20 protein-coding genes are annotated in these 21,405 nt (G+C 59.5%); 13 read left to right on the forward strand and 7 right to left on the reverse strand.

All coding sequences use genetic code 11. The features are described 5' to 3' along the window. Positions 1-113 precede the first annotated feature (113 nt). From L085_RS12155 to tmaR, 3 genes are all read left to right on the forward strand, one after another. Entirely contained in the window at positions 114-881 is a 768-nt protein-coding gene (locus tag L085_RS12155; RefSeq protein WP_021505907.1) for an N-acetylmuramoyl-L-alanine amidase, read from the forward strand. Between the two features lie 94 nt (positions 882-975). Next, a complete protein-coding gene (locus L085_RS12160) occupies positions 976-2,043 on the forward strand; it encodes an FUSC family protein (RefSeq protein WP_021505906.1) in 1,068 nt (355 codons plus the stop codon). A 160-nt stretch (positions 2,044-2,203) separates the two neighbouring features. Next, positions 2,204-2,521: a PTS system regulator TmaR gene (gene tmaR, locus L085_RS12165; RefSeq protein ID WP_004935612.1), complete on the forward strand. Its 318-nt coding sequence runs from the start codon at positions 2,204-2,206 to the stop codon at positions 2,519-2,521. A 158-nt stretch (positions 2,522-2,679) separates the two neighbouring features. On the opposite strand, the gene L085_RS12170 is transcribed toward tmaR, so the two are convergent. Together L085_RS12170 and L085_RS12175 are read right to left on the reverse strand one after the other, a co-directional pair. Beyond that, positions 2,680-3,468, reverse strand: coding sequence for an ABC transporter substrate-binding protein (locus L085_RS12170; protein WP_015378505.1), 789 nt, complete (start codon positions 3,466-3,468; stop codon positions 2,680-2,682). Between the two features lie 22 nt (positions 3,469-3,490). Then, positions 3,491-4,672 (reverse strand): M20 aminoacylase family protein, encoded by a 1,182-nt coding sequence (locus L085_RS12175; RefSeq protein ID WP_044030835.1) that lies wholly within the window; start codon positions 4,670-4,672, stop codon positions 3,491-3,493. A gap of 139 nt (positions 4,673-4,811) precedes the next feature. Here L085_RS12175 and L085_RS12180 point away from each other — a divergent pair, with 139 nt between their 5' ends. From L085_RS12180 to araD, 8 genes are all read left to right on the forward strand, one after another. Beyond that, complete coding sequence (locus L085_RS12180; RefSeq protein WP_044030836.1) at positions 4,812-5,765, forward strand: LysR substrate-binding domain-containing protein; 954 nt, start codon at positions 4,812-4,814, stop codon at positions 5,763-5,765. Positions 5,766-6,049: 284 nt separating this feature from the next. Next, positions 6,050-7,117 (forward strand): alcohol dehydrogenase catalytic domain-containing protein, encoded by a 1,068-nt coding sequence (locus L085_RS12185; protein ID WP_044030837.1) that lies wholly within the window; start codon positions 6,050-6,052, stop codon positions 7,115-7,117. Positions 7,118-7,253: 136 nt separating this feature from the next. Next, a complete protein-coding gene (locus L085_RS12190; protein ID WP_015378502.1) occupies positions 7,254-8,171 on the forward strand; it encodes an ABC transporter substrate-binding protein in 918 nt (305 codons plus the stop codon). A gap of 53 nt (positions 8,172-8,224) precedes the next feature. Further along, entirely contained in the window at positions 8,225-9,715 is a 1,491-nt protein-coding gene (locus tag L085_RS12195; RefSeq protein ID WP_044030838.1) for a sugar ABC transporter ATP-binding protein, read from the forward strand. After that, positions 9,712-10,701, forward strand: a complete 990-nt coding sequence (locus L085_RS12200) for a ribose ABC superfamily ATP-binding cassette transporter permease (RefSeq protein WP_015378500.1) — start codon at positions 9,712-9,714, stop codon at positions 10,699-10,701. Before L085_RS12195 ends, L085_RS12200 begins: the two co-directional genes overlap by 4 nt. Before the next feature lie 8 nt (positions 10,702-10,709). Continuing rightward, positions 10,710-12,197 carry an FGGY-family carbohydrate kinase gene (locus tag L085_RS12205; protein WP_044030839.1) on the forward strand — a complete coding sequence of 496 codons (1,488 nt, stop codon included), beginning with the start codon at positions 10,710-10,712 and terminating at the stop codon, positions 12,195-12,197. Then, positions 12,184-13,053 carry an L-ribulose-5-phosphate 3-epimerase gene (locus tag L085_RS12210; protein WP_044030840.1) on the forward strand — a complete coding sequence of 290 codons (870 nt, stop codon included), beginning with the start codon at positions 12,184-12,186 and terminating at the stop codon, positions 13,051-13,053. Before L085_RS12205 ends, L085_RS12210 begins: the two co-directional genes overlap by 14 nt. Then, positions 13,047-13,739 carry an L-ribulose-5-phosphate 4-epimerase gene (gene araD / locus L085_RS12215; RefSeq protein ID WP_044030841.1) on the forward strand — a complete coding sequence of 231 codons (693 nt, stop codon included), beginning with the start codon at positions 13,047-13,049 and terminating at the stop codon, positions 13,737-13,739. The genes L085_RS12210 and araD overlap by 7 nt, the downstream gene beginning before the upstream one ends. A 6-nt stretch (positions 13,740-13,745) precedes the next feature. Here araD and L085_RS12220 read toward each other — a convergent pair whose 3' ends face one another. Further along, positions 13,746-14,750 carry a LacI family DNA-binding transcriptional regulator gene (locus L085_RS12220; RefSeq protein ID WP_044030842.1) on the reverse strand — a complete coding sequence of 335 codons (1,005 nt, stop codon included), beginning with the start codon at positions 14,748-14,750 and terminating at the stop codon, positions 13,746-13,748. Positions 14,751-15,291: 541 nt separating this feature from the next. Here L085_RS12220 and L085_RS12225 point away from each other — a divergent pair. Then, positions 15,292-15,801 (forward strand): hypothetical protein, encoded by a 510-nt coding sequence (locus L085_RS12225; RefSeq protein WP_049870662.1) that lies wholly within the window; start codon positions 15,292-15,294, stop codon positions 15,799-15,801. Between the two features lie 273 nt (positions 15,802-16,074). Here the strand turns inward: L085_RS12225 and L085_RS12230 are convergent, their stop codons facing one another. After that, entirely contained in the window at positions 16,075-16,992 is a 918-nt protein-coding gene (locus L085_RS12230) for a LysR family transcriptional regulator (RefSeq protein WP_044030843.1), read from the reverse strand. Between the two features lie 107 nt (positions 16,993-17,099). On the opposite strand from L085_RS12230, the gene L085_RS12235 reads away from it, so the two are divergent. Beyond that, positions 17,100-18,407, forward strand: coding sequence for a serine hydrolase (locus tag L085_RS12235; protein ID WP_044030844.1), 1,308 nt, complete (start codon positions 17,100-17,102; stop codon positions 18,405-18,407). A 108-nt stretch (positions 18,408-18,515) separates the two neighbouring features. Here L085_RS12235 and L085_RS12240 read toward each other — a convergent pair whose 3' ends face one another. The 3 genes from L085_RS12240 to L085_RS12250 form a co-directional block, all read right to left on the reverse strand. Further along, the gene (locus tag L085_RS12240) at positions 18,516-19,289 is read right to left on the reverse strand and encodes an ankyrin repeat domain-containing protein (protein WP_044030845.1); all 774 of its coding nucleotides are present in this window, start codon (positions 19,287-19,289) and stop codon (positions 18,516-18,518) included. Positions 19,290-19,430: 141 nt separating this feature from the next. Next, the gene (locus L085_RS12245; RefSeq protein WP_044030846.1) at positions 19,431-20,189 is read right to left on the reverse strand and encodes an ankyrin repeat domain-containing protein; all 759 of its coding nucleotides are present in this window, start codon (positions 20,187-20,189) and stop codon (positions 19,431-19,433) included. Between the two features lie 407 nt (positions 20,190-20,596). Beyond that, positions 20,597-21,346 (reverse strand): glycosyltransferase family 2 protein, encoded by a 750-nt coding sequence (locus tag L085_RS12250; protein WP_044030847.1) that lies wholly within the window; start codon positions 21,344-21,346, stop codon positions 20,597-20,599. Positions 21,347-21,405: the final 59 nt, after the last annotated feature.

Genomic DNA, 21,405 nt, shown 5'->3' on the forward strand with positions numbered 1-21,405 from the left:
ATGATTTAGCAATTAGCTAAAACAAAAAGGGTGAGCCAAAGGTTCACCTGTGCGGAGCGGCCTGTCATGATGAGAGGCCGCTCAGTGAAATCAAACGAGAGAGGGACTTTACGATGTACAAGATTGATTACAATAGCTACCGATCGGTCGCCAGCTTCGGCCACCGCGTGCGCTTTCTGGTGCTGCACTACACGGCGCAAAACTTCGCCGACTCGGTGACGTCGTTGACCGGAAAATCGGTCAGCGCGCACTATCTGGTGCCGGATCCGACCGATGCCACCTATCAGGCCGCCGGCTTCAGCGGCGTGCGCATTTTCAACCTGGTGGACGAGAACGAGCGCGCCTGGCATGCCGGCACCAGCCAGTGGGGCACCCGCAGCAATATCAACGACACCTCGATCGGCATCGAGATCGTCAACCTGGCGAGCGGCGACGGTGGAAACATCACCTTCCCGCCGTTCAATCCGCAGCAGATCGAGGCGGTCACCCAGCTGGCGCAGAACATCCTGCAGCGTTATCCGGACATCTCGCCGGTGAACGTGGTGGCGCACTCCGACATCGCGCCGGGCCGCAAGAGCGATCCGGGCCCGCAGTTCCCGTGGCAGCAGCTGTATCAGGCCGGCGTCGGCGCCTGGTATGACGAAGCGACCAAGCAGCAGCGCCAGCAGGAGTACTGCAGCCAGGGTCTGCCGGCGCAGGCTGAGCTGCTGAAACTGTTCGCCCAATATGGCTACGACACCTCGGCGGCGAACACCGCAGAAGGCTATCGCCAGCTGGTGCGTGCGTTCCAGCTGCACTTCCGTCCGCAGAAGTATGACGGCGTGATGGATGTTGAAACCGCCGCCGTTCTGCGCGCGCTGGTCGACAAATACGCCGCCTGAGCCTGAGTGCGAATGGGGGACGCCTCATTCGCCTTTTCCTTGCCGGGCTTCCTCCGCTAAAATAGCGGCCTGGCTGGTGTTTATCGGAGGCACTGTGCGCCTCGATCGAAAAATCTCTTCACTTGAACTGCTGACCTATCGCCACTATCGCATCGTTCACGGCGTGCGCATCGGGCTGGCGTTTATCCTGACCTTTCTGCTGATCCGCCTGCTGGCGGTGCCCGAAGGCACCTGGCCGCTGATCACCCTGGTGGTGGTGATGGGGCCGATCTCGTTTTGGGGCAACGTGCTGCAGCGGGCGCTGCAACGCATTGCCGGCACGGTGTTCGGCGCGGCTTCCGGCCTGATCGCCCTGTATCTGGAACTCTATTCGCTGCCGCTGATGCTGGCATGGTGCGGCGTGGTGATGTTCGTCTGCGGTTACCTGACGCTCGGCAAACGGCCGTATATGGCGCTGCTGGTGGGGATCACGCTGGCGGTGGTGTGCGGCGCGGGCGCCGGCGACATGCATACCGCGCTGTGGCGCAGCGGCGACGTGATCTTCGGCTCGCTGCTGGCGCTGCTGTTCACCAGCATCTACCCGCAGCGCGCCTACATTCTGTGGCGCATGCAAATGGCGGACTGTCTGCAAACCGCCGCCCGTATCTACGGCGCGTATTTTTCGCCGAACGTCATTGAGCGGCCGCGGCTGGAGCCGCAGCTCAAGGATCTGTTGAATCAGGTGGTGAAGCTGCGCAGCCTGATCGTGCCCGCCAGCAAGGAAACCCGCATCCCCAAAGCGGTGTTCGAGGCGGTGCAAACCCTCAGCCGCAATCTGGTGTGCACGCTGGAGCTGATGGCCGACGCCTACTGGGCCTCGCGTGAAACGCACTTCATTATGTTGAACGCCCGCACGCTGCGCAGCACCCAGCTGCTGACGCTGAGCTCGCTGGAGTCGCTGGCGGTGCTGATGCGCGAAGGGCCGCAGGCGCAGCGCCAGGCGGCGGCGGGGCAGCTGGCGGAAATCGCCGGCGAGCTGAAAACGCTGATGCAAGAGGTCAGCCTTGGCCAACACGGCGAAGCGCCGATTTACGGCTATGTCTGGCTCAGCATGGAGCTGGCGCAGCAGTTGGAAGAGCTGGGGGATCTGCTCCAGGTCTGCACCGCCGCCGGGCGCGAATAAGGGGTCAGATCATGAAGGCGGCGCTTTGGGTTTTGGCCGCCGGGGCAAAGTGGGTAAGATAAGCCAATCACTGTTGTGCCGGACCGCCACAAACCTGTATCTTGGTGCCATGTGGCCGTAAGCAAATGAATCTGTGTATTACTAAAGCAAGGGTATAAAGATGGATAATGCAAATAAGCCGAGTTTCCAGGACGTGCTGGAGTTTGTGCGTATGTTCCGCCGCAAAAACAAACTGCAACGCGAGATCGTCGACAACGAAAAGAAAATTCGTGATAACCAGAAGCGCGTGCTGCTGCTCGACAACCTGAGTGAGTACATCAAGCCCGGCATGAGCATTGAAGACATTCAGGGCATCATCGCCAACATGCGCAGCGACTACGAAGATCGCGTTGATGACTACATCATCAAAAATGCCGATCTGTCCAAAGAACGCCGCGAGCTGTCCAAAAAGCTGAAGGCGATGGGCGAAGTGAAGTAACCCGCTTTAGCGGGCCGGGCGTCCTGCCTGGCCCGCATCCTTATCCCGCCTGATTTTCCGTTCTTGCCGACATTGCCGTTTCCGTTGGGGCGTTCCCCGGCGGCCGAAGGCGCCTCCCCATCCTGCAGGATCTGCAGGTGACCGCCGGGGAACGCGTGTTACTGCTCCGCACCGTACATGTCGAAGTCGAAATACTTGTCGTTGATTTTCTTGTAAGTGCCGTTGGCGCGGATCGCCTGCAGCGCGGCGTTGAAGGCGTTAAGCAGCGCGGTATCCTCTTTGCGCACCCCGATGCCGTCGCCGACGCCGAAGTACTTGCTGTCGCTCAATTCGGCGCCGATAAAGGCAAAGTCTTTGCCGCCGGGCGTTTTGAAGAATTCGCTGGCGCTGACGCTGGCCAGCAGCGACGCATCCAGGCGGCCGTTGGCCAGATCTTCGTTCACCTCCTGCTGGCTTTGGTAGGCGACCACGTTGACGCCGGCCGGCCGCCACAGCGCGTTGGCGTAGGCCTCCTGGCTGGAACCTTGCTGCACGCCGACCGATTTGCCCTTCAGCGAGGCGGCGGTAGGCTGCAGATTGCTGCCTTTATGCGCCACCAGCCGCGCCGGGGCGTTGGAGACTTTGCTGGAGAAAGCGATCTGCTGCCGGCGCTGCGGCGTGATGGTCATCGACGAGGCGATGGCGTCGAACTTCTTCGCCTGCAGGCCGGGGATCATGCCGTCCCAGCTGCTTTCCACCCACACGCATTTGGCCTGCATCTGGTCACACAGCGCCTGGGCGATATCGACGCCGAAGCCGGTCAGCTTGCCCTGCGGATTTTTATACTCCAGCGGCGGAAAGGTGGGATCGATGCCCAGCTTGATCACTTTGCCGCTGAATTCACCGCTCAGCGCGGGAAAGCTCGCGGCCAGCGGCAGCAACAACAACAGCCCTTTGATGATTTTCATGTCATTTCCTCTGTGTTGGCGATTAAACCGCGGGGCGAGCCAAAAAGCGCTCGACCAATTTGACCCAGTAAGTGGCGCCCAACGACAGACTGTCGTCGTTGAAGTCATAACCGGGGTTGTGCAGGGAATTGCCCGGCGTGGCGGGGCCGTTGCCGATCGAGATGTAGCTGCCCGGGCACTTCTCCAGCATAAAGGCGAAATCTTCGCTGGCGGTGAACGGCCGCAGCGTGGGGAGCACTCGGCTCTCTCCGGCCCATTCCAGCGCCACCGCGCGCGCCAGTTCGGTTTCTGCCGGGTGGTTCACCAGCACCGGGTAGCCGTGTTGATAGTCGATCTCCGCGCGGGCGCCGAAGCTGGCGGCCTGCGCCGTGACCAGTTCGGTGATGCGCTGTTCCAGCCGCGCGCGCACCGCCGCCGTCAGCGCGCGCACGCTGAGCGTCAGGGTGGCGGTCGCCGGGATCACGTTGGCGGCCTGGCCGGCCTGCATCGCCCCCACGGTGACGATCGCCGTTTCCTGCGGATCGATATTGCGCGCCACGATGGTTTGCAGGCTCATAACGATGGCTGCGCAGGCCACCACCGGATCGACGGTGCTCTGCGGCACCGCGCCGTGGCCGCCGTGGCCGTGCAGGGTGATGTGCACCGTATCGGCCGAGCACATGAAGGGGCCGCAGGCGAAGCCCAGGTGGCCGGTGGGTAAGCCGGGCACGTTGTGCATGGCGAACACCGCGTCGCAGGGGAAGCGCTCAAACAGGCCGTCTTCAATCATCACTCTGGCGCCGCCGCCGCCTTCTTCCGCCGGCTGAAAGATCAGGTGCAGCGTGCCGAAAAAGTTCGGCTGCCGTGCCAGATAGCGCGCCGCCGCCAGCAGCATGGCGGTGTGCCCGTCGTGGCCGCAGGCGTGCATCACCCCGGAATGGGTGCTGGCATAAGGCAGTTCGGTGGTTTCGGCAATCGGCAGGGCGTCCATGTCGGCGCGGATGCCGAGCGATTTTCCCGGCCCGCGCTGCAGTGTGGCGACAACGCCGGTTTGTCCTACGCCGCGCGTGACGCGGTAACCCCATTCCTCCAGCCGCTGCGCCACCAGATCCGACGTCGCAAACTCCTGGAAGCCCAGCTCCGGGTGGGCGTGAAGGTGGTGGCGAAGCGCGACCATCTCATCATGAACGGCGGCGATCTCAGGCAGTACCAGTGAAGGGTTCATCACGGTCTCCGGCAAAAGGATTCCGGCCAACGGGCACGGAACGGGGCAGAGGGACAGGCATCGAGACTAGCAAACTCCGTTTTTGCCGGGTAGCCGCCGTTCGGTTATGCTGACAACCTATGATTGTCAGGAGGTGGACATGAAACTGCACCAACTGCAGGCGCTGGTGGCCAGCGCCGACAGCGGCAGCATTCGCGCGGCGGCGCGGCATCTGGGGCTGTCGCAGGCGGCGGTGACCCGCGCACTGCGCGAACTGGAGCAAGAACAGGCGCTGCCGCTGCTGATCCGCACGCCGACCGGGCTGGGTTTTACCCCCTACGGCAAAACCCTGCTGGCGCACGCCCGGCTGGTGCTGAACCAGTTGGAGCAGGCGCAGGGCGAAATGGCGGCGCTGCGCGGGAGTGCGGCGGATCTGGTCAAGGCGGCGATTACCCCCTGGCTGATGCTGACGGTGCTGCCGCCGGCGGTGATGGCGTTTCGCGGCAAAGTGCCGGCGGTGCGGCTGGAACTGTCGGAAAGCCTGATGGCCAACGCCCAATCGCAGCTGCGTGAGGGCACGATGGATTTCGCCGTCACGCCGCTGCCGGCGTCGTCGGCGCCGCAGGAGTTCCACTGCGAGCCGCTGCTGGAGTATGAAACGGCGTACATGGTGCGGCGCGGCCACCCGCTGGTACACAGCACCTCGCTGCATCAGCTGCTGGAGGAGGATTGGGTGATGAGCTATACCCAGGAAAGTTTCGATGCGCTGCTCGACGAGGTGTTCCACCGCCACGGCGCGCGCCTGCCGCGCCAGCGCATTATCCAGGCGCATTCGTTCGGCATGCTGCAGGCGCTGGTGGAATCCGCCGAGATGTGCACCTGGTGCCCGCGGCCGATCGCCGCGCTGCCGCAATTCGCCTCTCGCCTGCAGCCGCTGGCGCTGCGCGAGAGCTGCCAACCGGCGCAGCTGAATATCGTCACCCGGCGCAACAGCATTCTGAGCGCCGCCGCCCACGCGTTTATCGACACGCTGGTGCGCACCCTGCGCCAGCAGGTGCGATCGTCGCGGCCGGAGGATCGCCAGATCTACGATCGCGTGCGCCTGCTGATTTAGCGGATCTGCCCGGATCGCCGATCCCGTAAATGGGATCGCGATCCGCATTTGTAGCATTTTTAGCCGCAATGTTAACGAACTGTGATTTTGCTCAAATAATTATTTTTGCAGCTTTGGTTATATGTCGCTCTATGTTCACGTTGTCATTTTTAGTTATCGGGATGTGTAATGGTTAATTTGTTGAAATTTATAATTTTATAACTCAGTTTGTTTTTTGTTTGATAAAAATGACAACGTCAACATTTATAATTTTCAAGCGTTTAACGAGAATATTGGAGGGATGGATGAGCCAGTTGCCGGAAAAAATGCGCGCGGTCGTTTGCCACGGCCCGCAGGACTACCGTTTCGAACAGGTGCCCACGCCGCTGCCGAAGGCGCGCGAGCTGGTGATCAAGGTGGAAGGCTGCGGCATCTGCGCAGGCGACTGCAAGTGCAAGAACGGTGCGCAGATGTTTTGGGGGGAGACCCCGTGGGTCAAACCGCCGGTGGTGCCGGGGCACGAGTTCTACGGCCGCATCGCCGCGCTGGGCGAGGGCGCGGAAGGCAAATACCGGATCGGTGAGCGGGTGATCGCCGAGCAGATCGTGCCGTGCTGGGAGTGCCGTTACTGCAAATCCGGCAGTTACTGGATGTGTGAGACGCATAACATTTACGGCTTCCAGAAAGACGTGGCGGAGGGCGGCATGGCGGAATACATGCGCTTTTCCGAGAACGCCATCGTGCACAAGATCCCGGAAAGCCTGAGCCATGAAGACGCGGTATTGATCGAGCCGATGGCCTGCGCCATTCACACCGTGGCGCGCGGCGACATCCAGCTGGACGACGTGGTGGTGCTGGCCGGCGCCGGGCCGCTCGGGCTGTGCATGGTGCAGGTGGCGCGCCTGAAGACGCCGAAGAAACTGATCGTGATCGACGCCATCGACGAGCGGCTGGCGCTGGCGAAGGAGTTTGGCGCCGACGTGGTGATCAACCCGCTGAAGGAAGACGCCGACCAGATCGTCAAATCGCTGACCGGCGGCTACGGCTGCGACGTCTACATCGAGGCCACCGGCGCGCCGATCGGCGTCACCCAGGGGCTGCAGATGATCCGCAAGCTGGGCCGCTTCGTGGAGTTCAGCGTGTTCGGCAAGGAAACCACCGTCGACTGGTCGATCATCGGCGATCGCAAGGAGCTGGACATTCGCGGCGCGCACCTGGCGCCCTACAGCTATGAGATCGCCATCGATCTGTTCGAGCGCGGGCTGGTGACCTCAATCGGCGTGGTGACCCACAGCTATTCATTGAACGACTGGGACGAAGCCTTCGCCCTGGCGGACTCGACCGACTCCATCAAGGTGATCCTGGTTCCCTGACCCTCCCGCCGTACCGCTGTTGCAGTCACGACCGTCGGCCCGTCCGCAATGGAGGGGCCGGCCGGTCGGCCAAACGCAAAGACATGCTGTTGCTCTGATAACCACAACAAGAAGCTTCCCTACAGGAGAATTGGCTATGTTTTCATTATTCAAAAAGACCCTGCCTTTTATCGTCGCCGGTGGAATGTTGGCGGCCAGCCATGGGGCGCTGGCCAAGCAAATCACGATCGGTATGTCGTTCCAGGAAATGAACAACGACTACTTCGTCACCATGAAGCAGGCGCTGGATCAGGCGGCGGCGGATATCGGCGCCAAGGTGTACGTGGCCGATGCGCGCCATGACGTCGCCAAACAGATCGGCGACGTGGAGGACATGCTGCAGAAGAAGGTGGATATCCTGCTGATCAACCCGACCGACTCGGTGGGGGTGCAGTCGGCGGTGATCTCCGCCCATAAGGCCGGCGCGGTGGTGGTGGCGATCGACGCGCAGGCCGAAGGGCCGCTGGACTCGTTCGTCGGCTCGGAAAACTACGACGCCGGCTTCCAGGCGGGCGAGTATCTGGCGAAAGCGCTGGGCGGCAAAGGCAAGGTGGCGATCCTCGACGGTATCCCGGTGGTGCCGATCCTGGAGCGCGTGCGCGGCTTTGAAGCGGCGATGAAGAAATACCCCGACATCAAGATCGTCACCAAGCAAAACGGCAAGCAGGAGCGCGACACCGCGCTGACCGTCACCGAAAACATGCTGCAGTCGGCGCCGGATCTGGCGGGCATCTTCAGCGTCAACGACGTCGGCGCGCTCGGCGCCCTGGCGGCGATCGAAAGCAACGGCGCCAAGGTCAAGCTGGTGAGCGTCGACGGCCAGCCGGAAGCCATCAAAGAGATCCTCAAGCCGAATTCGCCGTTCATCGCTACCTCGGCGCAGTTCCCGCGCGACCAGCTGCGCATCGCGCTCGGCATTGCGCTGGCCCGCTACTGGGGCGCCACGGTGCCGAAAACCGTGCCGGTCAAAGTGAAGCTGATCGACCGCAGCAATGCGGCCGGCTTTAGCTGGTAACAGCGGCAGGTTCGCCCCGCTGCGGCGGGGCGTTCGGCGCGGAGGGCAATGCGGTGACACCTTTACTGGAACTGAAGCGAATAAAAAAGAGCTTTCCCGGCGTGAAGGCGCTGGACGGCATCGATCTGGCCATTCAACGGGGCGAGGTGCACGCCCTGCTGGGCGAAAACGGCGCCGGCAAATCGACGCTGGTGAAAATCATGTGCGGCATCCATCAGCCGGACGAGGGCGACATTTTTATCGACGGCGAGCAGCGCCGCTTTAACAACTATCGCCAGGCGATCGAGGCCGGGGTCGGCATTATTTTTCAGGAATTCTCGTTGATTCCCTACATGAGCGCCATCGACAATATCTTCCTCAACCGGGAGATCAGGAACCGCTGGGGCCTGCTGGATCGGCGGGCGATGCGGCGCAAGGCCGAGGCGATCTTCAAGCGGCTGACGGTGGCTATCGATCTCGATTGCCCGGTGGAGCAGCTGAGCGTGGCGCAGCAGCAGTTCGTTGAGATCGCCAAGGCGCTGTCGCTGGAGGCGCGAGTGCTGGTGCTGGACGAACCGACCGCCACGCTGACGCCGGGCGAGGCCGAACACCTGTTCAGCGTGATGAGCGATCTGCGGCTGCTGGGCGTTGGCATGGTGTTTATCTCGCACCATCTGGACGAGATCTTCACCATCTGCGATCGCATCACCGTGCTGCGCGACGGCGCCTACATCGAAACGCTGGCCACCGGCGACACTAACGTGGAAGAGCTGGTGCGGCTGATGGTCGGGCGCAAAATCGAGAACGCCTTCCCGGTGAAACAGCACCCGGTCGATACCGCGACGGTGCTGCTGGAGGCGGAGATCCAGCGCGAGAAGCACGGCGCGACCGACCGTTTTCGGCTGCATAAGGGCGAGATCCTCGGCTTCGCCGGGCTGGTGGGCTCCGGGCGCACCGAGACCGTCTCGGCGCTGATCGGCGCCAGCCGCTGCCACCGCAAACGCGTCAGCCTCGGCGGCCAACCGGCGGCGCTGCGCTCCCCGGCGCAGGCGCTGGCGCAGGGCATCGGCCTGCTGCCGGAGAGCCGCAAAACCGAGGGCCTGGTGCTGCCGTTTTCGGTGGCGCAGAACATCACCCTCAACCGGCACCACCGGCGCGGCAAGATCTTCGTCAGCGCCCGCAAGGATCGCGACGTGGTGCAGCGGCTGATCCGCGCCGTGGGGGTGAAAACCCCGGACGCTGAGACCGCCGTCAGCACCCTGAGCGGCGGCAACCAGCAGAAAGTGGTGATCGCCCGCTGGCTCAACAACGACTGCAACATCCTGATCTTCGACGAGCCGACGCGCGGCATCGACGTGGGCGCCAAGGCCGAGATCTACCAGCTGATGCAGCAACTGACCCAGCAGGGCATCTCCATCATCATGATTTCCTCCGAACTGCCGGAGATCATCGGCGTGTGCGACCGCGTGCTGGTGTTTCGCGGCGGCCACATCGTCGCCGAGCTGACCGGCGACGACATCGAATCCAACCACATCATGCTTCACGCGACCGGGAGTGCCTTATGATCGGAATTGAACAACCCGCCGTGGCGCGCCGCGCCGCCGGCCCCAGCCTCGGCAAGCGCTGGGAAAAACTGCTGCATCACCCGGCGGTCTTGCCGTTTATCGGCTTCGCTGTCCTGTTCGTGCTGATGAGCCTGCTGAACGACAGCTTCCTCAGCGTCAACAACCTGACCAACGTGGCGCGCCAGGTGTCTATCAACGCCATCATCGCGGTGGGCATGACCTGCGCGATCCTGACCGGCGGCATCGATCTCTCGGTGGGGCCGGTGATGGCGCTGGCCGGCTCGGTCGCCGCCGGGCTGATGCTGGCGGCGGTGCCGATCCCGCTGGCGATGGTGGCGGCGCTGGCGCTCGGCGCGCTGTTCGGCCTGGCCAACGGCGCCTGCATCGCCTACCTGCGCATGCCGCCGATCATCGTCACCCTGGCGTCGATGGGCATCGCCCGCGGCCTGGCGCTGCTCTATACCGGCGGCTACCCGATCTCCGGCCTGCCCGACGTCTTCTCCTTCTTCGGCCGCGGCACGGTGCTGGGCATCCAGGTGCCGATCCTGATCATGCTCGGCGTGTACCTGCTGGCCTGGCTGATGCTCAACCAGCTGCCGTTCGGCCGCTACGTCTATGCAATGGGCGGCAACGAAGAGGCGGCGCGCCTGAGCGGCATCCGCGTGCCGCGCTACAAGATGCTGGTCTACGTGATCAGCGGCCTGACCGCCGCGCTGGCCGGGCTGGTGCTGACCTCGCGCCTGATGAGCGGGCAGCCCAACGCCGGCGAAGGCTTCGAGCTGGACGCCATCGCCGCCGTAGTGCTGGGCGGGGCGGCGATCTCCGGCGGGCGCGGCGCCATCGTCGGCACGCTGGTGGGGGCGATGATGCTCGGGGTGCTCAACAACGGCCTCAATCTGATGAACGTGTCGCCGTATATCCAGAACGTGGTGAAGGGCGGCATCATCCTGGCCGCCATCTACCTCAGCTCCGTGCGGCGCAAATAGGAGGCGCGATGTCAGTCTTTCTTGGCATAGACGTCGGCGGCACGGTGATCAAGGCCGGGCTGTACCGGGCAAGCGGCGAAGAGCTGGCGATCGCCGAGCGCGACGGCGCGGCGATTGCCGCCCAGCCGGGCTTTAGCGAACGCAATATGGACGCGCTGTGGGATGACGTGTGCGCGGCGATCCGCCAGACGCTGCACGCGGCGGGGCTGGCGGCCGGGCAGGTGCGCGGCGTCAGCTTTTCGGCGCACGGCAAAGGGCTGTACGCCATCGACCGCCACGGCAAGCCGGTCGGCAACGGCATTCTGTCTTCGGACAACCGCGCGGCGGCCACGGTGGCTGAGCTGCGCTGCGTCGGGGTGGACGCGCAGAGCTACCCGCGCAGCCTGCAGCCGCTGTGGCCCAGCCACCCGGCGCTGCTGTTGCGCTGGCTGAAGCAGCGGCAACCGGCGCAGTACGCCGCCGTCGATCGCATCCTGATGGCGCACGACTACCTGCGCTTTCGCCTCACCGGCGAGGCGGCGGCCGAGGTGACCAACATCTCCGGCAGCAACCTGTTTAACCAGCGCAGCGGCGCTTACGATCCGGCGCTGATGGCCGCCTTCGGCATCGAAGAGGCGCAGGAGAAGACCGCGCCAACGATCGGCTCGGCGCAGCTGGCCGGGCGGGTGACGGCCGCTGCGGCGGCGCAGTGCGGCCTGCGAGCGGGCACCGCGGTGTACGGCGGCCTGTTCGACGTGGTGGGCGCGGCGCTCAGCTCCGGCGTGGCTGACGATCGCACGCTCAGCGCGGTGGCGGGCACCTGGTCGATCGCCACCTGCGTGACCGAGCGCATCATTCCCGCCGATTACCCCTACGCCTGGGGGCGCTACTGCATCGACGGCCGCTATTTCGTGCACGAAGGCAGCCCGACCTCGGCCGGCAACCTGGCCTGGTTCCTGCGCCAGTTCTGCGCCGACGACCGGCAGCGGTACGCCCAGTTCAACGCCTGGGTGGCCGAGCGCCGCGAGCAGCCGAGCGGGCTGCTGTTCCTGCCTTATCTGTACGGCTCCAACCTCGGCGGCAACACGCCGGGCGGGCTGATCGGCCTGAGCGCCCACCACGAGATGGCGGACGTGGTGCAGGCGATCTACCAGGGCATCGTGTTCTCGCACCTGATCCATCAGGAGCGCATGGTGCAGCTGAACCCGCGCATCGAGCGGGTGCGCATGACCGGCGGGCCGACGCAGTCCGAGGTCTGGATGCAGATGTACGCCGACGCCGGCAACCTGCCGCTTGAGGTGGTGGAAACGCGCCAGAGCGGCTGCCGCGCCGCCGCCCTGTGTGCCGCCGTCGGCGCCGGGGAGTACGCCGGGTTCGCCGAAGCGATCGCCGCCGCGCCGCCCAAACTGCGCTGTTATTATCCCGCGACCGCTGCCCACCGGCGCCTGCGCGCCCAGCAGGCGCGCTATCTGGCGGTCGCCCAGGCTTTGAGTGAGGTGACTGATGCAAACGACTAACGCCGCCTGTCTGGGACTGTATGAAAAGGCGCTGCCCGCCGAACTGAGCTGGCCGCAGCGGCTGGCCACCGCCGCCGAGCTGGGCTTTGAGTTCGTGGAGATGTCGATCGACGAACAGCCGGCGCGCCAGCAGCGGCTGGACTGGGATCGCCGCCAGCGGCTGGCGTTTATCCAGGCGCGGCTCGACAGCGGGGTGACGGTGCCGAGCCTGTGCCTGTCGGCGCACCGGCGCGATCCGTTCGGCAGCGCCGAGGCTGCCACCCGCGAACGGGCGCGGGTGTTGATGAGCAAGGCGCTGGAACTGGCGACGGATCTCGGCATCCGCAACATCCAACTGGCGGGTTACGACGTCTATTACGAACCCGCCGATCGCCACAGCCGCGAACGCTTTATCGAGGGCATGCAGTGGGCGGCGGCGCAGGCCGCCAGGGCGCAGGTGATGCTGTCGGTGGAGGTGATGGACACGCCGTTCATCAACAGCATCAGCAAATGGCGCGACATCGCCCGCCACGTCAATAGCCCGTGGTTCACGGTGTATCCCGATCTCGGCAACCTCAGCGCCTGGGGCAACGACGTCGCCGCCGAGCTGGCGCTGGGCATCGGCAGCATCACCGCCGTGCACCTCAAAGACACCGTCGCGGTGGGGCCGGGTAGCGCCGGGCAGTTCCGCGACGTGCCGTTCGGCGAGGGCTGTGTGGATTTCGCCCACGCCTTTTCCGTGCTCAACGCGCTCGGCTATCGCGGCCCCTACCTGCTGGAGATGTGGGCGCGTGAAGACGGGCAGGATAAGCAACGCATCGCCCAGGCCAAGGCCTGGATCGAACAACAAATGAATGAGGGAGGCATCGCATGCTGAACGAACTCAAGCGGCAGGTGCTGGCCGCTAACCTCAGCCTGCCGGCATACGGGCTGGTGACCTTTACCTGGGGCAACGTCTCGGCGATCGACCGCCAGAGCGGGCTGGTGGTGATCAAGCCTTCGGGCATCGCCTACGAGGCGATGACGCTGGAGGATCTGGTGGTGGTGGATCTGGAGGGCAAGGTGCGCGAAGGGCGCCGCAAACCCTCATCCGACACCGCCACCCACCTGGCGCTGTACCGCGCCTTCGCCGACATCGGCGGCGTGGTGCACACCCACAGCCGCAACGCCACCATCTGGGCGCAGGCCGGGCAGCCGATCCCGGCGCTGGGCACCACCCACGCCGACTACTTTTACGGCGACATTCCCTGCACCCGGCCGATGAGCGAGGCGGAGATCGCCGGCGATTACGAGGGGGAAACCGGCAAGGTGATCATCGAGACCTTCAATCAGACGGGGCGCGATCCGCTGCAGGTGCCGGGAGTATTGGTCTATTCGCACGGCCCGTTCGCCTGGGGCAAGGACGCGGCGGATGCGGTACACAACGCGGTGGTGCTGGAAGAGGTGGCGATCATGGCGATGGCGACGCGCCAGCTGGCACCGGCCATCGCCCCGATGCAGCCGGAGCTATTGGACAAACATTTCCTGCGCAAGCACGGTAAACACGCCTACTACGGGCAATAGCGTCCGTCAGCGATTCAACAGCGAGCCGGTGAAGAACTCTCTGCGCACCGGCAACTCGCCGCGCGGGCTGTTAATGGCGCTGAACAGCAGCTCGGCGGCGATCTCCCCCAGTTTCTGCGTATCGTGATACACCCCCGGAATGTGCAGGCCGTAAGCGCCGGCGCGCGGCGGCTCGTCTATCGAGAAGAACTTCACCTGCTGATAAAGCCCCATCTCGTGGCAGATGGCGATGGCGCCCAGCGTGATGATGCCGTTCAGGCCGATGATGTAATCCGGGCGGTTCTGCGGCTGCGCCAGATAGGCGCGCACCTCGCTCTCTTGCGAGGTGAAATCGTAGTCGCCGTTGATGATATGAATCTCACGCCCGCTGCCCTGCAGCGCCGCTACGATGCCGGCGGTGCGCGTTAGCGTAATTTCCGAATCCGCCGGGCCGCCGATGATCAAAAGCTTCTGCTCCGGCTGCTCCGCCAGATAACGCCCGGCCAGCACGCCAATCTCGCGGTTATCGAGGAACACGCCGCTCAGCTGCTGATCGTAGAGATCGCGGTCGATCAGGATCAGCGGTACGCCGTACACCTCGGCCAGCTCGAGATAGGCGGGGCGGTAGCGCTTGTCGTCGCGCACCGCCGAGAGCAGGATGCCGCGCGCCTTGTAGCCGAACAGCGCCTGAATGGCGCGCATTTCCGCCTCTTCGCTGCCGTCGGTGTCGAACAGCATGATCTGGTAGCCCTGCTGGCGCGCAATGCGCGACACGGTCTTGATCAGGCCGGAATAGAACGGGTTGTACATGCTGCTGGTAACGATGCCGATAATCTGGCTGCTGCTGCTTTTCAGCCCCTGCGCGAACGCGTTGGGCACATAGTTCAGCTCTTTGGCGATGGCGTGAATGCGCTCGCGGGTTTCCGGCTTGACCAGCTCGGGCTTATTGAAGGCGCGGGAAACGGTGATATTGGTCACCCTGGCGCGGCGGGCGATATCCACGATAGTGGCATTGGGATTGGCTTTCGACACCGTCTTTCCTTGCGTTATGCCTCAACAGATCCCTTATTGTAGGGAAAGGGCGGGGCGGTGCTAGGGGGGAGTTGGGGGTTTAGGTCGGAGTGGGGAGGGAAATAATAGAATGAAAGCAGAGGTAATAATATTGTTGGTTTATTAATTGTGAATTGAATCATTTTATGTAGTTGTATTTTGTTGGCGGAGAGTTTGGTAAGGTGTATCGCATGGTAGAGGTTAGGTGTTAATGGCTGCTTTGTGCTAAGAGCGGACGTTGGTTCAGTACTGCCTTTTTCCATCCAATGGTTCCAGCACTCAATCCCTTAACGTGCTTTGATAACCTCCAGTGTCCTATATTCAACAAGGTGTTGACAGATCTTTTTGGGGTGAGAAAACCACGACCGTACCACAGATTGCAGATATGATGATCTCGAATAACTCCCTCTACGCTGTTTAAATTTGCTCTCGGGGAAAACTTAATTGATGCAATTATACACAGAACTTCGAATTTCCATAATTTTGTGTTAAATTTCAATGGTGAGTATAATTGGAGGTCGTTATGAAAATTGATTATGACGTAAATCTTTACAGAGAAATTGCAAATTTTAGTGTAAATAAAGTGGTTCAAGTATCTAATAAAAAAGGTATAAAAAGCACTATCCATATCACAAATATAACGCAGCTTTCGTGGCAAAATTTGCAATTGCTAGTATCCAGTGGTTCGGATAGATTCAGTAAAATGGTATTTCTCTATCGAGAGTATTCCCAGCAGAGACAGACTTTTGAGTCAGTTATTAGAGGAAAATCTCTTTCTTTGAATGAAAATAAGGAAATCAACGAGTACATAAAAATTTATCGAGAGCATGGTTGCACGAAACACCACGAAGTTAATGAAATTATAACCAAAAATAAATTGTGGGGTAATTTCAAAACTATTCGTTCGCTAAACGATCATGGTAAATTCAAAGGAATCAAAGGCATTCAGCCGCAATATTTTGAAATTATTTGTAATATTCTTAAAATTTCAGGAGATAAAGGCTTACCACTTGATGGCTATCAAAAGTATTAAAGTAGCTAATGGGGTTAATGGCGTCTATACGAAAACGCATAATCTTCTTAGAATTCCTATGAATGTAGACTAGACTTCACTTGAAGTGAACTTCCGCTTCTCGCTCAAAACCGCCCCTCTAATACCGCCGTTCAAAGCAATAAATCAACACCAGTAGCTGTGGAACGGAGGTGTTGTGGGGCTAATAGGGGAAAACCGCAATTCCCGCTTAAGAATGATAGAATAAGCAACGCAGGTGATGAGCTCTATGCTCGATTACCGATAACAACACCGCTAATTTGAATTTGACAGCGACTTTTCACCCCCAACTCCCCGCCACAACCCCGGCAACAACGCCAACGTCTCATCAATCAGCGCCCGCCGGTCATTGCCGGGCTTCCAGATGGTCACCATGGTTTGGCTGATCCCCTGGCTGCCTACTTCGGTGCGCAGCGTGTTGACGTTTTTCCACTGTTCGGCATGCATATGCGTCGGTAAGAATCCCCAGCCGCAGCCCTGTTCGAGCAGGGCGCGCAGCATTTCCAGCTCGTTGGTAAATATTGTATGCCCTGATATTTGCAGGCGTCGCGCCACGGGCTCGTCAGAATCCGGGTGCATAATTACCTGCGGAGTCAGGGAGAGTTCCAGCAGCGAAAGCGGCTGTTCCGTGCCGGGGAAAAGCGCTTTAGACGCGTAAAAATCCATCTCTATCGCCCCTAAGGCGCGCCACTCCATGGCGTCGCCCACGCTGCGGTGGCGCGCCTGACAGATCCCCAGATCGGCCTGGCCGTTTGCCAGCAGCCTTTCTGCTTCATCACGCGAGGCGTTAATCAGGCTCAGGCGCGTGTTGCGTTGGGCCATGGCGGCAATCAGCGCTTGCAGCAATGCACGGGGCGTGAAGGGATCGTAAACCAGCGAGATTTCCTGCGCTGCGCTCTTCGGCACGTCTTTGGCAAACGCCTCAAAGGCTTTCACCTGGCGCATCAGCAGATGTGCCTGGCGCTGCAGCTGTTCCCCTTCCGGCGTCAGGTGCAGGCTGCGTCCCTCGCGCAGGAACAGCGCATAGCCCAAGCCATCCTCGAGAAAATCAATCAAATCGCGCAGCGTCGTGCGGTCTTTGCCCAGCTTGAGCGCGGCTTTCGCCAGGCTGCCGTGCTCGGCCACGGCGGTGAAGGCTTCCAGTTGGGCAAAGGAATAAATCAGGCTCGGCACGCGGTTCTCCCGTCGATTTTGCGGGGGATTTTCCCCCATCAGGCGTTTTTTATTATAGGCCGCGTTTTTTTAAGCTGAACGCCTTCCTGAGCTAAGCGAGAAAAAATATGAAAAGCAAAGTGTTTAACCGCAGCCTGTTGGCGGGCGTTGTCATCAGTCTCTGCAGCGGCCTGTTGGCGCCCGCCGCCCTGGCCGCCTGTGCGGGCACCGAACTCAGCGCCTGTCCCGCACCTTTTGATGCGCAACTGCCGGACACGCACAAGATGCTCACCTGGAGCCAGAGCGATCGGGTGATCGGTTTTCGTAACGACTACCGCAACTATGCCGGGGATGTGTTTCATCACGGTAGTGCCATACCGCTGGTGGCTGCCGCTAAACAGCTAACGAATGCCAGCTATCGGGTGAATGGCAAAACCTACAGCCTGCAGGATTATCTTCAGCGCCAGAACGTCAGCGGCATGCTGGTATTGAAAGACGGCAAAATCGCCTGGAAATATCTGGGGCAGGGTAATACCGACGCCACGCTGTGGACATCGCGCTCGGTGGGCAAATCGGTGGTCGCCACGCTGGTGGGCGTGGCGATTAAACAGGGCAAAATCCGCTCGCTCGACGATCTCATCACGCAATACGAACCCGACCTGAAAGGCACCGCGTGGGACGGCGTGACCCTCAGGCAGCTGATCACCCACACCTCCGGCGTGGCGTGGAATGAGGATTACACCAACCCGAAGTCGGACTTCGCGCAGCTGACCGAGTGTGAAGCCAAACCCGGCACCTATGCCTGCGTGCGCAAGCTGGTGGCCGGCCTGCAGCGTGCGCATCCGGCCGGGCAGAACTGGTCTTACTCCTCCGGCGGCGCGTGGCTGCTGGGCGACGTACTGGAGCGTGCCACTGGCATGCCGCTGGCGGCCTATCTTGAGCAAAGCATCTGGCAGCCGTACGGCATGGCGAGCGATGGCGTGTGGCATGCCTACGCCAAAGGCCAGCACGACGTGGGCGCGCACGGCTTTAACGCCACGCTGGAAGACTGGGGGCGCTTCGGTGAGTTCATTCTGCATAACGGGACGTTGCCGAACGGCAAACAGATCTTGCCGGAAGATTGGGTAGCCCAGTCGTCCAACTGGACGCGGGCGGCGGGTTCGGTATCGGCGGCGCATCCTAACGGCATCTACGGCTTCCAATGGTGGAACAACGAAGTGCCGGCCAATGCGACTAACGTAGAACCCGCTCCGCAGGCGTCCCTCAAGCATTCCCTGTGGGCGCTGGGGATCTTCGGCCAGATGATCATGGTGAATCAGGCGGAGAATCTGGTGATCGTCCAGTGGTCCACCTGGCCGCAGGCGGAGCCTTCTTTCAGCGCGCAACCGCTGGAGGCGTCGCTGATGTTTAGCGCGATAGCGAAGGAGTTGCGTTAACGTCGGCAACTATCGGCAGAGCGAGCAGGGGTGGTTGCCATTTCGCCCCTGAGCGGTATATTACATGTCTTCGACGTCGACCTATCCATGCCGTAGGGTAGGGGAGTATCAATTCTCTACAAGTAGAGGAGGCCAGTCTCCACCGTTTTTAATTAATAACTCTTTTATCTTGTTAATTTTCTCCTTATCCTCGGCATCGCCTACCCCTCTATCTATAAAGCGTTGGAGCTGATTGCCCATAGTCCAACCAAACTTACCCTTGATTTTATTATCTGCACCTCTTTCCAATAAAAGAATCGTATGATCAAACGAGCGATAGTCTAGGGAGTTTATTAACAAGGTATTCCCCAATGAATCCATTGTATTTATATCCGCACCATAATCCAGCATCACCTTTAACGTTTCAGGGTTTTTCGCTTCTAACGCTTCGAATATAATGGGTTGATTGAATACCTTATCTTTTGCGTTTGGCGGTAAACCACCGTCGAGCATGGCCTTGATCCAAATTCCCTTGTCGGCTTTCATGACAAATTCCGCCGGGCTGCTTCCCCCTTCCGGTCTGGGCTGCAACGGGTCTGCACCCGCTTTAACCAACTCAGTAATAATCCTCAGTCTTTTTGGCGTATTTTTATCGTAGATTGCGTTTAGCACCGACCAAAACAGCAGGGTCATGTCTGCTTTCACTGGTCGATTCAGTTCTTCCTTGCTTATAGAGGGAAGCTTCTCTTTCAGTTTCACTTCATCGCCATCATAAATCAGCTGTGCGATGTCCAGCTGCCGGCCTTCAAAAAAATCCTGTGGCTCATATTCCATGCTTTTGTTGCATCCTTGCACCATGAGGACAGTAAACAGTAGCGCTATTGCCATTATCAATTTGCTCATATTCTCCCCCTGAGAATGGTGACACCCGCGTCTCTTCAATCAGTTTTATTGTGTGGTCTATAGCGTGTGTATCGGAAAACAGATGCAATCTGACAGCCCCGGTATAAATAACCGGCAGCTGTCAGATCAGCGTTGATGAAATTACTGCGCTTCCTTTGCCCCTTTCAAAAGCATGAGCTCGAGTATTTTCTTACACTGTTCATTGTATTCTGAGCCATCTTGGCTATCTTTTATTTGCCGATTCACTGCTGTTAACAGCGAAAGATTGTTTATATTTACCGGGTTAGGATTTGCACCCCGATTGAGCAGTAGGGTCATGTGCTCAAAGGCTGAGCTAAAAAAAACATCCATTAATAAGGTTTGTTGTAAGGAGTCTCTGATATTTATATCCGCGCCATAATCCAGCATCACCTTTAACGTTTCCGTGTTCTTGGCTTTGATTGTCTGGAATACAATGGGCTCATTGAATACCTTATCTTTTGCGTTTGGCGGTAAACCGCCGTCGAGCATGGCTTTGACCCAAATCCCCTTGTCGGCTTTCATGACGAATTCCGCTGGGCTGCTACCTCCTTCTGGTCTGGGTTGCAGCGGGTCTGCGCCAGTTTTTACCAAGTTGGTTATTATTTTCAGCCTTTCTGGCGTGTTTTTATCATAGATTGAGTTTAGCACCGACCAAAACAGCAGGGTCATGTCTGCTTTCACCGGTCGATTCAGTTCTTCCTTGCTGACAGAGGGAAGTTTCTCTTTCAGTTTCACTTCATCGCCATCATAAATCAGCTGTGCGATGTCCAGTTGCTGGCCTTCAAAAAAATCCTGTGGTTCATATTCCATGTTTTTTTTGCATCCTTGCATCATGAGAACAGTAAACAGTAACGCCATTGCCATTATCAACTTGCTCATATTCTCCCCCTGATAGTGGCGACATCCTCGTCTTTCTGATCTTCAATCATCAGGTGAAATAATATCTTCGGCGATATACAGCAGTTTCAAACGGGAAAACATAGTGTGTCTCTTCCTTTGCTTGCTGCGTCTTAGCCTGTTCAGGCGGGCACTCGCACGCCTTGCACTCGACGGCCCCCTGAGGGGCATGTTATCGAACGGCAGCCAGTGATAGCTAACGGCGCATAGGACACCAAATAAAGGATGATAACGGCTCAGGCCAATTTGTAAAGCTGGTCAACTATTAACCGGAAAGTTCTTGTTTTCTAAAGGCTGCTGTAGGGTGTTAACTCCGCCGCATAAATCGATAAACCAACGCCAGGATCAGTAGCGGCGGGGAAACGCGCCTGTTTTTGTTCTTAACGCTATCAATCTTTGCCATACCAGGATTTAAAATACTTCAGGAAACTGTAGGCCACGGCATAGAAGCCAGTGACGGCGCCGACTTTGCCTTCCTTCCATGCGCCGCTCAGGACATACCATTTGAAAAATGCGCCGATCGCGCTAACGATGCCACGAAATATCGAGGGCCTAATGTTTCTGTATTTTACTACCCTTGTCGTATAGCTATTGAGCTTGTTGAATATTTCATGGAGAGAGTAAAAGGTATCGTGCTTAACATTGCCGGGAATGACCGACGTGAGAATATAGCCTTCAGCGGCATCATCTACCGGAGCATCATTGAACCTGACCTGCGTTCTATTGAACAGCCGAACGGGGTAGTCCGGTGAGGAGATGGGATAAATCGTTCTGACTGGCTGTCCGAGAACATACCAATTCCTTTTGATTCTAAAGGCTTGCTGTGGCGGTGGGTTTTCCTGCGCTTTGAATGTTAAAATGGACGCTATGGTTTCGGCATCAAGGATTTCGTCGCTGTCCAGGCACAACTCCCAGTCATGATGAGCTTGAGAAATCGCAAAGTTCATTTGCCGTCCGTGAGTCTCGAAACGATGATAAATAGGGCTGATTCCAAAGCTTTGGCAAATAGACAGCGTTTTATCCGTACTGCCGGAGTCCACCACAATCCACTCATCCGCAATGCCCATGAGTGGAGAAAGCACCTCGTGTAATAAACGAGAGGAGTTAAAAGTCAGTATACAAACAGCTATCTTTGCCATTAACTAACATCCTTAAAAATCGCGAGCAGGTGAGTGCGTGATGTTTTCTCTGGAATGGA

It is taken from the genome of Serratia sp. FS14 (assembly GCF_000695995.1).
Taxonomy (GTDB): Bacteria; Pseudomonadota; Gammaproteobacteria; order Enterobacterales; family Enterobacteriaceae; genus Serratia; species Serratia nematodiphila.